This window comes from Sulfurisphaera javensis (assembly GCF_041154675.1).
GTDB classification, from domain to species: domain Archaea; phylum Thermoproteota; class Thermoprotei_A; order Sulfolobales; family Sulfolobaceae; genus Sulfurisphaera; species Sulfurisphaera javensis.
Window position 1 is genome coordinate 1,451,529 of the sequence record NZ_AP031322.1, and the last position, 13,360, is coordinate 1,464,888.

At 32.7% G+C, this 13,360-nt stretch carries 12 protein-coding genes; 5 read left to right on the top strand and 7 right to left on the bottom strand.

Going from position 1 to position 13,360, the window contains the following annotated elements; translation table 11 throughout:
- Positions 1-11 precede the first annotated feature (11 nt).
- Genes ACAM25_RS08120 through ACAM25_RS08130 form a run of 3 tightly spaced genes read left to right on the top strand, consistent with a single transcriptional unit; the run spans position 12 to position 2,928 of the window.
- A complete protein-coding gene (locus ACAM25_RS08120; RefSeq protein WP_369609233.1) occupies positions 12-1,163 on the top strand; it encodes a DUF763 domain-containing protein in 1,152 nt (383 codons plus the stop codon).
- Entirely contained in the window at positions 1,141-2,262 is a 1,122-nt protein-coding gene (locus tag ACAM25_RS08125; RefSeq protein ID WP_369609234.1) for a citrate/2-methylcitrate synthase, read from the top strand. Before ACAM25_RS08120 ends, ACAM25_RS08125 begins: the two co-directional genes overlap by 23 nt.
- Before the next feature lie 6 nt (positions 2,263-2,268).
- Positions 2,269-2,928 (top strand): DUF47 domain-containing protein, encoded by a 660-nt coding sequence (locus ACAM25_RS08130; RefSeq protein WP_369609235.1) that lies wholly within the window; start codon positions 2,269-2,271, stop codon positions 2,926-2,928.
- Here the strand turns inward: ACAM25_RS08130 and ACAM25_RS08135 are convergent.
- Both ACAM25_RS08135 and ACAM25_RS08140 read right to left on the bottom strand, forming a co-directional pair.
- Positions 2,917-3,885: an anion permease gene (locus ACAM25_RS08135; RefSeq protein WP_369609236.1), complete on the bottom strand. Its 969-nt coding sequence runs from the start codon at positions 3,883-3,885 to the stop codon at positions 2,917-2,919. The two genes, ACAM25_RS08130 and ACAM25_RS08135, sit on opposite strands and share 12 nt — an antisense overlap.
- Entirely contained in the window at positions 3,882-4,100 is a 219-nt protein-coding gene (locus ACAM25_RS08140) for a ribbon-helix-helix domain-containing protein (RefSeq protein WP_369609237.1), read from the bottom strand. Before ACAM25_RS08140 ends, ACAM25_RS08135 begins: the two co-directional genes overlap by 4 nt.
- Positions 4,101-4,274: 174 nt before the next feature.
- On the opposite strand from ACAM25_RS08140, the gene hel308 reads away from it, so the two are divergent.
- The gene (gene hel308, locus ACAM25_RS08145) at positions 4,275-6,389 is read left to right on the top strand and encodes an ATP-dependent DNA helicase Hel308 (RefSeq protein ID WP_369609238.1); all 2,115 of its coding nucleotides are present in this window, start codon (positions 4,275-4,277) and stop codon (positions 6,387-6,389) included.
- A gap of 125 nt (positions 6,390-6,514) precedes the next feature.
- Here the strand turns inward: hel308 and ACAM25_RS08150 are convergent, their stop codons facing one another.
- From ACAM25_RS08150 to ACAM25_RS08170, 5 genes are all read right to left on the bottom strand, one after another.
- Entirely contained in the window at positions 6,515-8,086 is a 1,572-nt protein-coding gene (locus ACAM25_RS08150; protein WP_369609239.1) for an acyl-CoA carboxylase subunit beta, read from the bottom strand.
- Between the two features lie 49 nt (positions 8,087-8,135).
- Positions 8,136-8,639, bottom strand: a complete 504-nt coding sequence (locus tag ACAM25_RS08155; RefSeq protein ID WP_369609240.1) for a biotin/lipoyl-containing protein — start codon at positions 8,637-8,639, stop codon at positions 8,136-8,138.
- Positions 8,639-10,177 (bottom strand): acetyl/propionyl/methylcrotonyl-CoA carboxylase subunit alpha, encoded by a 1,539-nt coding sequence (locus ACAM25_RS08160; RefSeq protein WP_369609241.1) that lies wholly within the window; start codon positions 10,175-10,177, stop codon positions 8,639-8,641. Before ACAM25_RS08160 ends, ACAM25_RS08155 begins: the two co-directional genes overlap by 1 nt.
- A 264-nt stretch (positions 10,178-10,441) precedes the next feature.
- Positions 10,442-12,067, bottom strand: coding sequence for an ABC transporter permease subunit (locus ACAM25_RS08165; RefSeq protein WP_369609242.1), 1,626 nt, complete (start codon positions 12,065-12,067; stop codon positions 10,442-10,444).
- Entirely contained in the window at positions 12,064-12,792 is a 729-nt protein-coding gene (locus tag ACAM25_RS08170) for an ABC transporter ATP-binding protein (RefSeq protein WP_369609243.1), read from the bottom strand. Before ACAM25_RS08170 ends, ACAM25_RS08165 begins: the two co-directional genes overlap by 4 nt.
- Positions 12,793-13,061: 269 nt before the next feature.
- Here ACAM25_RS08170 and ACAM25_RS08175 point away from each other — a divergent pair, with 269 nt between their 5' ends.
- Positions 13,062-13,349, top strand: coding sequence for a twin-arginine translocase TatA/TatE family subunit (locus ACAM25_RS08175; RefSeq protein WP_369609244.1), 288 nt, complete (start codon positions 13,062-13,064; stop codon positions 13,347-13,349).
- Positions 13,350-13,360: the final 11 nt, after the last annotated feature.

Below are 13,360 nucleotides of genomic sequence, written 5' to 3' on the forward strand. Positions count from 1 at the left end.
GAAATTTAATTGTGAAGTTAGAAGGAATTGCTGATTTACCTTTACATACGGGTCATGTTCCTCCATGGCTAGCTCAGATTATGAAAAGACTTAGCAAAGCAATTATAGATATTATGGTAATTGAATGGGGTCCAGAAAAAGTAGTTGAAAGATTATCAAACCCCCTTTGGTTTCAAGGGTTTAACAATATAATTGGCATGGATTGGGATTCCTCTGGTTCAACAACTGTAACATTAGGAATACTTAAAGAAGTGATAAGACCAGAAGAAGAGGGATTAGCTATATTAGGTGGTAAAGGAAAGAATGCCATTAAGGTCCCAGAAGAATTATACTCTTTCTCTCAAAAGTACGATTTAGATTATCAAAGGTTAATTAAAGCAAGTAAACTAGTGGCAAAAGTAGATAGTGTCCTTATTCAAGATTCTCACACATTATATCATCATTCTTTCTTGGTAACTACTTCAGGAAAATGGGGGATAATACAGCAAGGTATGAATGTAGAAACAAGGTTCGCAAGGCGATATCATTGGAAAGAAACTGATAACTTTATCATTGAACCTCATGATGGAATTGCTGGTATAAAACAAAATATTGCAGTGAATGTGATAGAAAAAGATAAGGATAAAACTAGAAAATTAATCGTTGACCTAGTAAAAGAAAGGCCAACAAATGTTATTGGGCAAATAAAGAAAGCATTAGCCGTTTTAAAAGGTCAATCTACTTTAGATTCTTTTGGGAAGGCATTTAATGTTGTTATTTCTCCAGAGGCTAAAATAGTTTATATGAAGCCAATTGATGTTAATAAAATACAAACTGTTTTACAGCAACTATATGAATATAATCCTTCTAATTTAGAAGAAGTTCTTCTTAACGGCCTTGGACCCTCTACAGCAAGAGCCTTATATTTAGTTGCTGATTTAATATATAATGAGCCACCTTCATATAATGATCCAGTAAATTATCCATACGATCCATTTAAATATGCGTTTGCCAGTGGTGGAAAAGATGGAGTTCCTTATCCAGTAAATAGAAAAGTTGCGTGGGAAGTGATATATACTTTGGAAGATATTATAGAAAAAGCAAAGTTAGAAAGGAAGGATAAAGATTTTGCTTTAAACAAATTAAAAGAGTTGGTAAAGAATGGAAATAAAGAAGGGCCTTGAGGATGTTTATGTTAAAGAGACAGAGATAACATATATTGATGGAGAATTAGGTAGATTGTATTATAGAGGTTATTCCATTTATGATTTAGCAGAATTTTCCAATTTTGAAGAGGTAAGTTATCTTATTCTTTATGGAAAATTACCAAACAAGGAAGAGCTAAGCTGGTTTCAAGAGAAACTAAGGGAAGAAAGATATCTACCAGATTTTATAGTTAAATTTCTTAAGGAAGTTAGAAAAGATGCTCAACCTATGGATGTTTTAAGAACAGCTGTAAGTCTTTTAGGAATAGAAGATAGTAAAAATGATGAACCATTAGATGTAAAGGGAATAAAATTAATCTCAAAGTTTCCAACTATTGTAGCAAATTACGCTAGATTAAGAAAAGGGTTAGAGGTAATTGATCCCGATCCAAAATTATCTCATGCTGAGAATTTCTTATACATGCTTTACGGAAATAAACCAAATGAAATAAAAGCTAAAACCATGGATGTAGCACTTATTTTGCATATAGATCATGAAATGAATGCATCAACTTTTGCTTCATTAGTAGTCGCATCAACTCTTTCAGATATATACTCATCAATTATTGCTGGAATTTCAGCATTAAAGGGTCCATTACATGGAGGAGCTAATTATGAAGCCTTAAAAATGTTCAAAGAAATAGGTTCTCCAGAAAATGTAAACGATTACATACTTAATAAATTATCTAACAAGCAAAGGATAATGGGATTTGGACATAGAGTGTATAAGACTTATGATCCAAGAGCTAGAATATTAAAACAATATGCAAAATTATTGGCTGAAAAAGAAGGAGGAGAGATAAACACATTGTATTCAATTGCTGAAAAAGTAGAGGAAATAGGAATAAAATATTTAGGCTCAAGAGGAATATATCCAAATGTTGACTTCTTCTCTAGTATAGTATTCTATGCTTTAGGATTCGAACCTGATTTATTTCCAGCTGTTTTTGCTTCAGCAAGAGTAGTAGGATGGGTTGCTCACATTATAGAGTATATAAAAGATAATAAGATAATTAGACCTAAAGCATACTATAAAGGGGAAATAGGAAAGAAATATATTCCAATCGACAGTAGGTAATCTAAATTGATTAAAATTAGAATAAATAAAGAAGAGGAACTGTTTGGGAAGTTAGTAAAGATGGGAGAAGATATAAAAGTAGCTTGCGATACGTTAAAACAGTTAGTTCAAGGTGTAATTTATAATAATGATGATGCCATAAATAGTAATTTAGTTAAAATAAAGACAATAACGGAAAAAATCGCTATGAATAGGGAAGAAGTTCTTGAATTACTTTATAGTGGTGCATTTTTACCAGACTTTAAAGAAGCAATGGTTATGTTAACTCAAGCCCTATATCATACTGGAACTTCAATAAAAGATTCTGCAAGATCCTTAGCATCTAGAAAACCATCAGAGAAATGTGTAATTAGTGTAAAGGAGAGCATATTATCTTATTTATCCATCATACAAGAAGCATCAGAGAAAATGATTACAATGTTATCTACGTTATCTAGAGATATGCAAGAGGCATTAAAGATAGGAAGAGAAATACAGATGTTAGAGAGAGCTGGAGATGATATGAAAGATACATTAATTACCAAGCTATATGAGTTAGAGAAAGAAATAGACTTAATAACAATATTACAAATGAGAGATGTAATATTCTTTTTAGATGACATATTGGACTCAATGGAAGAAGCAACTTTGAGCGTTGAGATTCTTTATGCAACCTTAAAGGCCTAAAATACTTTTTAAAACCCCATATGTTGCTAAAGTAACGATTATTGCTAAAACAGGAGAAATTGTCCAACCTCTTGCAATTTGAAGTAATTGCCTTTTTATATCAAAACCAAAACTTCTAAAGCTTAAACCAATTATTCCTCCCATAATTGTTTGTGTTATAGATATTGGTACACCTAGAACTGTAAAAATTTCAGAAATTATATCACTTCCAATGAGTGCTGATGATGCAGCAATATATCCTAGTCGTGTTATTCTAAACCCTACAGTTATTGCTGCTCTTTGAGAACCTAGATAAAGGCCTAAAACAGCAGCTATTGCATAAATTAGAGAAGTTATATAATAAGGTTCTGCTAGTATGCCAGCAGAAATTATAATTCCTATAGCATTTGCTCCAGTTACATAAGAAGTAAAAATTGAGGCTATAATTAAAGAATATTTATAATATTTAATTTGTTTTATAAAGTTTATGTTTCTATTTCTGAAAGCACTTACTAAACCAAAGTACATAGAGAGAGAAGTAATTATTGCTATTAATGGGGATATACCCCAGGAGGCTACGGTAAACCAAAATTTTTCCCAATCAAAGCTAATAAATCCTCTTGATATTAAAACCAAAACAGCTATAGAAGGGTATATCATTTGACTCAATGAAGCAGGAATGCCTCTTTGATTCAAATAATAAAAAGTAGTAGTTGAAGATAAAAGAATAGAAGATAAAAGAATTTCCAATAAAATTTCTTCCTCAGATTTTAAGATACCATAAATACTGTTAATCATAGTATAACTTCCTAAAAACGCGCCAATAAACAAAGAAATGGCATTTATTGCGTATGACTGTTTTCTTTTAAGTACATTGGTTGAAAGAAGGATACCTAAAGCTACAGCAGAATTATTTCCACCTACACTAAAAGATGCTAATAATCCTACTATGAAAATGAGTAATAATAAAAGATTCATACTTTCTTCTTTTCCTCTTTTTCTATGCTCTTTAAGTAATTAATATATTCTATTATTGCATCTCTAATTAAATCGCTCCTATTAGTATAACCTAGCATTTTTGCTTTTTCATCAATTTCTCTCAAAAAATCTTCTTCTAGTTTAAATGAAATTGTCTTTACTTCACCTAAATCTATTTCAAACATAGTTTCATCCACTTTTCGTATAGTTGCCATAAGTATCAAAAAGAAATTGTAAGGACCTATAAAAAATCTTTTCTGAGAAATCTCTTTTTGATAAGGTTTATATAAGGCTATATTATATGCTGAAGCATACTACATATTTAAAGGCAGATGGATAATAAGGGAAAATACTTTTAAGGCTAAATATAATAAGGAAATAGTTTTAAAATGGAGACAATAACTGTTGACAAGTTACCGTTAGATGAAAAAATTATCCTAATTTTAAAGAAAAGGGGAATTAGAACTTTAAATCCTCCACAAGCCGAAGCAATTAAGAAAGGACTTTTAGAAGGTAAAAGATTATTGGTTACTTCGCCTACGGCCTCTGGTAAAACACTAATAGCTGAATTAGGAATGGTTAATTATCTTTTATCGAAAGGTGGAAAAGCAATTTATATAACCCCTTTGAGGGCTCTAACAAACGAAAAATATAATACATTTAAGGATTGGGAAAGTTTAGGCTTAAAAATAGGAATGTCAAGTGGAGATTATGATACAGACGACTCTTGGTTAGAAAACTATGATATAATAGTTACGACTTATGAAAAGTTAGACTCGCTATGGAGACATAAAGCAAAATGGTTGAATGATGTGTCTTATTTTGTTCTAGATGAATTTCATTATTTAAATGACCCTGAAAGAGGACCAACAGTGGAATCTGTAGCCATAAGAGCAAAAAGGAAAGGGGTTGTGTTGGGATTAAGTGCTACAATTAGTAATGGAAATGAAATAGCAAAATGGCTTAATGCTGAATTAGTTGCTACTAATTGGAGGCCCGTTCCCTTAAAGGAAGGAATAATATACCCAGAAAAAAAAGATTTCATAATAGTTTATAAAGACAATTCAACTAGAAAAGTCTATGGAGACGACCCTATAATAGCCTACACTATAGATATAGTATCAAAAGGAGGACAAGTACTAGTTTTTAGATCTTCTAGGAAATTAGCCGAATCCACGGCAAGAAAAATAGCCCAATATATGAATTTTATAAAGTTAGAAGATAAAAAACTACTTGACATAGGGAGAGAAATAAAAGAAGTTGATGATGCTGGAACAAATGAGAAAGAAGATCTATATAATTTAATAATAAAAGGAGTATCTTATCATCATGCAGGTTTATCTAAAAAGTTGAGGGATATAATTGAGTCTTCATTTAGAGAAAGAATATTGAAAGTTATTGTTGCGACTCCAACGCTAGCCGCAGGAGTAAACTTACCAGCAAGGGCAGTAATAATTGGAGATATTTACAGATATAATAGGAAAGTCGTTGGTTATATGGATCTTATTCCAGTCATGGATTATAAGCAAATGAGTGGAAGAGCTGGTAGACCAGGATTTGATGAAAATGGAGAAGCTGTAATTGTGGTTCGATCAAAAAGAGAAGCACAAAAAGTCTTTGAAAGATATTTGATGTCTGATGTAGAGCCAATTGAATCTAAGTTAGGATCTGAAAGTGCATTTTATTCATTTCTTATAAGTATAATTGCCTCAGAAGGAGAAAAAACAGAGAGAGAATTATTAGAATATGTAAAAGAGACACTATTGCCCAAGGAGTTAGCAAAGAAATATTTTAAGTCTGGGTTAAACTGGTTATTAGATCATGATATTTTCATCAAAATAGAGGATAAAATTAAGCTTTCTCGTTTTGGAAGCAGAATTTCAGATCTTTATATTAATCCATTTACTGCAGTGACTATAAGAGAAGCATTAGAAAAAAGTGAAAAAAGCTGTGAAATTGCGTATCTTCATTTACTTGCATATACACCAGATGGTCCAACAATAAGTGTAAGCAAATCTGAGGAAGAAGCGCTAATAGATGAACTTAACTGCGAGTTATTAGTAGATGAGCCGGAGGATGAATATGAATTTTCTAATTATATCTCTGCATTAAAAGTTGCTTTCATAGTTTATGATTGGATAAATGAGATTGATGAAGATACAATTTTGGGAAAATATGGTATAGGTTCAGGTGATTTAAGGGCTATAATTGATACTATGGATTGGTTAACTTATTCTGGTTTTCATGTAGCATCAGTATTAGAACTGAAAGATCACAAAGAAGTATTAGAAGAACTTCATATGAGAGTTAAAGATGGAATTAAGCCAGAACTAATAGAATTAGTTAAAGTTCCTGGAATAGGAAGAGCCAGAGCTCGATTACTGTATCAACACGATATTAAAAGACCAGAAGATATAGTAATGAACCCAGAAAAAGTAAAACGATTATTAGGTCCAAATCTTGGGGAGAAAATTGTCAGAGAAGCTGCAAGAATTATTGCTTAAATATATACTAGAAGAGAAAAATGAGTTTGTAATTCAATGTAAAGAGTTAGAAAGAGTAAAAAAACTGTTTTTAGCCTTAGGTCGAAACATAATAGTGAAGGAAAAGAAAAATGAAGAAGAATGTGTTATAATGGTATATTCCCATGCTTTTTAGGATATCTATATTCTCTCTTAGTCTTTAACATTTCTAATCCAGCAGCTATCACTCTTCTTGTGTCTTTTGGTTCAATTACATCATCTACTAATCCTTTTTCAGCAGCCCAGTATGGATTTGCAAATAGTTTCCTATATTCAGCTATTCTTTGTTTTAGCACATCGTCTGGATTAGTTGCTTGTTGTATTTCTTTTCTATATAAAATTCTTACAGCACCTTCTGGCCCAGTTACAGCAATTTCAGCTGTTGGCCATGCGTAAACTAAATCTGCACCTAAGCTCTTAATACTCATTGCTATATGAGCTCCCCCATAAGATTTCCTTATAATTACCGTAATCTTTGGAACTGTAGCTTCAGCGAATGCATATAGCATCTTTGCTCCATGCCTAATTATTCCCTTATATTCTTGTTCTGTTCCGGGTACATAACCTGGGGTATCTACTAAGCTAATTAAAGGAATATTAAATGCGTCACAGAACCTTATAAATCTGGCAGCTTTATCTGCTGCATCTATATCAATTGAACCACCAAACTCTTCTGGGTTATTTGCAACAATGCCTACAACATTACCAGCGATTCTAGCAAATCCAACGATTATATTTTGTGCCCAATGTCTGTGTACTTCAAGGAACTCTCCGTTATCTACAATCTTATATATTATTTCCCTCATGTTATATGGTTTTGCTGCATCATTAGGAACTATTTGTTCAACCCCAGCTGCATCTCTATCTGCTGGGTCACCAGTATCAATATAAGGTGGTTCTTCCATGTTATTTGAAGGCAAATATGATAGCAACCTCTTAGTTAAGTTAATTGCTTCTTGCTCGTTATCAACCATAAAGTGTACTACACCAGATTTCGTTGCGTGTACAACTGCTCCGCCCAAGTCTTGGAATGATACTTCTTCTCCAAGTACTACTTTAGTAATCTCTGGACCAGTTACAAACATGTAATATGCATCTCCTTTGATCATTATTATGAAGTCCGTTAATGCTGGTGAATATACTGCTCCTCCAGCTGCAGGACCTGCCATAATTGTTATTTGTGGAATAACTCCAGATGCCATAACGTTCATTTTAAATACAGCACCATATCCTTCTAATGACATTGCACCTTCTTGTATTCTAGCTCCGCCAGAGTCATTAATACCAACTACTGGTGCACCTACTTTTAATGCTAATTCATATACTCTTACAATTTTATTTGCATGCGTCTCTCCTAAGCTTCCTCCTAAAACAGTGAAATCTTGTGCGTAAGCAAATACAGTTCTTCCATCAACTTTTCCCCATCCAGTTACTACACCATCTCCATAGAATCTTTGCTTATCTAAACCAAATTCAGTAGCCCTAGTAGTTGCGAATGTCATTATCTCATTATATTTTCCATCATCGAATAGTAATGCTAATCTTTCTCTTGCAGTTAACTTACCTTTACTGTGCTGGAATTGTATTCTTTCGTCTCCTCCACCCTTATATGCTTTTTCTTTTAATTGTCTTAATTCTTCAATTAATTTTTCAACTGGGGGTTTTTCGTATATGGACATTTTTACCACCTAATTACATGGGAACTATAATGCTTTACAAGAAGAAAAATCATTTAATTATAAGAAGCAAATCACCTTTCTTTACACCTTGTCCAGGCTTTACTAATATCTTTTGTACAACTCCGGCTACTGGTGCTGAAATAATAGTTTCGCTCTTCATTGCTTCGATAGACAATAATGGTTGGCCTTTGTTTACAGCATCTCCTTCTTTCACCCTTATTTGCACTATTCTTCCCTGCATTGGAGATAATATCTCTCCTTCTTTTCCTTTTATTAATTCCTCAATCGACTTTCCTTGTTCTATCGGAGTTTCTGTTATTCTATCTACCTTAAAGATTGTTTCATCGTCAATAATTATATATCCTTGATCGACGTAGACCCTGTGAACTTCTCCATTTATTTTAAATAGTAATTCTCCTTCTCTCCAGCCTGGTCCAATATATTCTATTTTAAATTCATTATCCTCAAACTTTATTATATCCTCATTTCCTTTCTGATCATAAGTCATTACATAATTATCTCCTAAATCTGATGAAATCCTTAGTAACTTCATTACCACATCACCCTATATGAAGATTGTTGTAATAATCCATAAGTCTTCCAGTTTGACTTTCTTTGTGTATTTTGTGAAGTCTGTTGTGTAATTGCTGTTGCTTTCTTATAGTATCCTCTCTGATAGAGTGTTGCAGCTAAAGCAGCTTTCATTTGCTCCTTAGCTTTTAAGTACTTTACAAATTGCTCCCTTTTTTCACTAATGTAAGCTGTTGAGAACTTTCCTTTCTGGAAATCTTCTTCTTGTGAAATCCATTTATATAATTCAATAGTTGTTCTTACTCCACCAATCTTATAATCGTTTAATGCTCTAATACCAGCTTGAATTGCTGTTGGCCTATCTGGCCCATAAACAATAAGTTTTGAAACTAAAGAATCATAGAATGGAGGAACATAACTACCTAAAGTAACACCACTATCAACTCTTACTCCAGGACCAGTAGGTTCTTTATAATAAGTTATAAATCCAGAGCTGCCAGTGAAGTCATTTAATGGGTCTTCTGCATTGATTCTATATTCTATTGCATGTCCTCTTACTCTTTTATTTAATTCTTCTTGCGTGAATGGTAGTGGTTGATCTGCTACTATGTTTATTTGCAGTTTTACTAGATCTAGTCTGAATATCAGTTCTGTTATTGGGTGTTCTACTTGTAGTCTTTTGTTTAATTCAAGGAAGTAGAAATCTCTTGTTGTGTCTGAAAATACTGTTTCGAATGTTCCTAAAGTATAATAGTGTATTAGTTGACCAAATTTAATTATTGGCTCAAACATTGACTCTCTTTCTTCCATTTTTAATGCGGGAGAGGGTGCTTCTTCAATTAATTTTTGATTTCTTCTTTGTATAGTACATTCTCTTTCCCATGCTACCACATAATTACCATATTTGTCACCAATCAATTGGAACTCTATATGTCTTGGATTTACTGCAGCTTTTTCTATATATAAATCTGCTTTTCCAAATGCTTGATAAGCTAATCTTTTGTTTCTCTCCCATACTTCCACTAATTGATCTGGATTATCAACTCTTGTTATTCCAGTACCTCCTCCACCGAATGCCGCCTTTACCATTATCGGGTAACCAATTTTTTCGGCTAATTTTAATGCCTCATCTAGGGACTCAATTGGTCCATCTGAGCCAGGGGAAATTGGGACACCAGCCTGTTTTGCTATTCTTTTACCATCTAATTTGCTTTTTATTGCTCTCATAGCATCTACTGGCGGGCCGATCCAAGTTATTCCAGCTTTAACTACTGCTTCAGCGAAGTCTGCATTTTCAGACAAAAACCCGTAACCGGGATGTATTGCATCTGCATGTGCTTTTTCTGCTGCATCAATTATTGCCTGAATATTTAGGTAGCTTTGTAATGCTGGTGCTGGACCAATATAGTAGGCTTCATCAGCATACTTTACGTGCAAAGCATATTTATCTGCTTCAGAATATACTGCAACAGCTTTCATTCCCATTTCTTTAACAGCTTTCATTACTCTTACAGCAATTTCTCCTCTGTTAGCAACGAGTACTTTTCCAAAAGGTGGCATTTTTGTTCTACTTATAATAGAGTATTTATGGTTTAAAAAGTTTTAATCTTACAGTTTTAATCATACAGATTAAAAAAAGAATATAATTATAATCTCAAATTATTCATTTAATAAAATTTATTAAGAAAATAAGGAATGAACATAGTGACTAAAGATATTAAATTTAGTTTTATCCTCATAGGAAGAACGAGTCTTAACAAGAATCTAAAAAAATAAAAGATCAGTGCTCGCGCATGTCATCACAGTCAGTTCCCGGATTCCACATCATGCAAGATAAATTCCTTCCTCTGCAATATATTTCTTTCTTGCCAAATCCATTAATTTTCTCGTAAATAAGATTGAGTATATTATTACTATTATCCCGAAGAGTAATGAGACCCATGAAGCTAATACTATATTACCATTAGCCGTAGCTACATCTATTAACTTCATCATTCCAGTACGTACTTCTAAGTTATAGTTTTGTATAATATCTGGCCAATATTCTCCAATAGCTAAACCTCCCCATGCGCTGTTTATAGTACTAGATAAACCTGCAATAATATAAGGAAAAGTTCCAGGTAAAATTACATATCTCATTTTTTGCCAGAATGTAAATCCATAGTTTTTCATGATTTCCCAATACTGTTCTGGCAAATTTTTAACTCCCATCCAGAAGCTATAAAAGACGTAATAGAACGTTGATATAAAACCTAGAAGTAAAACGTAAAACTCATTAGTAAATGGTCCAAAGATATTATGTGTAAATGAGAGAGTAACTAAAAAGAGCAAAGGAAAGTAAGCTGGAGCCGGCAAAGATGCGTAAGCTTGGATTAATGGTGTAATTATTTTGTCTGCATTTTCATGAGTAGCTACGTAATACCCTAAAAATATAGCAAAAAGTAAAGAGATAGTAGCAATTATTGTGACTCTCAAATAGTCTACTCCTATTGCTACAAGATCTGAAGGTAAAGTTGAAATTAGATAATTCCATGTAGAAGGAGAAACTGATAGGATAGTAGTTATTGCACCATAAAGTATTAGAGCTAGCAGAAATACACCAACAACTATACCACTAATTTTCCATAGGTATTTATGTTCTTTCTCTTCCTCTTCCGTTTCCTCAGGCTTTCTAAGTTTGGCTGGTGTGGGAAAAACTTTAGACAATTTAGCTGGAACTGAAAGAGTACTTGAAAGTCTTGTAGTATAACCGAAATGAATTCTTCCTCTCTTCTTAACTGATATCTCAGTATCAAGTCCATATCTTTCAACGCTATATCTCGCAAACTCTCTCAGAAGTAAAGTTATAGCAGTAGAGAAAATTCCTATAACAGCAACACCGATCAAAGCGTCACCATAATCATTTTCGCTCACCAAATTAGCAATAACAGTTCCTATTCCAAAAACTTGATAGGTATGTAGACCCACTGAAAATACCTCACTAACTGTTATGTAAAAAAGACCATCAGCAAAACTAGGAATTAAATTTGCAGCTATTCTAGGAATTGAGAATGGTATGTAAACTCTAGTCATAGTTCCCCAGAATCTAAATCTATAATTTTCAGCTACTTCAAGTAAATCTTGGGGAACTGTTTTAAAAGCTTGATATTCGCCCATCCAGATATTCCATACTGTAGCTGTGAAAACTAAGAAGAGAACTGCAAATTCGACCCCTAAACTTCCTCCAATATCATAGATGAAGAAGATTAAAACTATAGGGAAAAAGCTGAATACTGGAACTGATTCGAAAACCTCGATTAAACTTACGTAAATATTTTCAAATACTCTATTTTTTACACTAGCATAAGCTAAGAACCAACCTGTTACAATAGCAAATAATATAGTAATCCAAACTCTTCCTATACTAGCCAGAGAGGCTAAAATCATAGTGATTAATAGAGATAAATTCATTTTTTATCATCTTCATTTACTTTTACTTTTTTACTCACTGGTGTTAATAATTTATATAAGGTATCTAGGTATTCTGCAAATTTAGGATCTCTCGGATCTCTAGGCCTTTCTAGTTCTACTTTTATTTCCCCCACAACTCTAGCTGGGCTTTCATTTAAAACGTAAATCCTATCAGATAATTCAACAACTTCATTTAAATTATGAGAGACTAGAACAGCTGCTCTAAGGTTTGTCTCTGGCGAGAATATCATTTGATATATTTCTTGTCTCAGACCTTCAGCAGTTAACTCATCTAAATGAGAAAAGGGTTCATCCATTAGAAGTACAATTGGTTCAGCTGCTAATGCTCTAGCAATAGCAATTCTTTGTCTCATACCCCCACTAAGTTGTTTAGGATATAAGTTTTCAAAACCAGATAGTCCTACAATTTCTAACATTTTTCTAGCTATTTTATCCTCTTCTTCTTTTGATAATTTTCTGTATTTTAAACCAAGTTTCACATTTTCCAGGGCTGTCATCCAGGGAAATGTTGCAATTGATTGATGAACTAAAGCAATTTTTGGAGTTGGTTTAGTTATTTTCTTTCCAAGTAGTCTAACTTCTCCTTCTTTAGGTTGAATAAATCCTCCTAATATTCTTAATAAAGTTGACTTTCCTATGCCAGAAGGACCTACAATAGTTATTAATTCTTTATCAAATGCTGTTATGTTAACTCCTTTGAACACAAAGTTATCATCTATATAAGCGTAGGCTAAATTTATTCCTTCTAAGATTCTTCCATCTGACCACCGGGATTAAGTTTTTCAAAATACTTATAAGCTTTTCTATTTTCTTAATCATAAGGCTATACTATTTAATATCATGAGTGTAAGTAATTAAATTTAAATTTCGTTAAACTCCGTTCAAAATGCAAAATCTAAAGAATATATGTATAAATATATCAATTTCAAAAGATCGAAAGCAAAGTTTATTAGAAAGTAATGTGTAATTTTAAATGATAAAAATGGCTTTCACAGTAACGGATACGGCGTTATTAATAGTCGTTGCAATAATATTGATATTTGGAGCCTCTAAGCTGCCAGATATTTTTAGAAACTTAGGAAGAGCTACTGGAGAATTTAAGAAGGGGCAGTTAGAGGCTCAAATGGAATTAGCACAGCTACAACAAATGCAACAACCACAGCAACAACAAGCTAGAGAGAAAGAATTACAGAGTAAAATTGATGAATTACAAAAACAATTAGAAGAATTAAAGAAACAACAACAATCACAAAATAAGTGATTTTCTTTTTT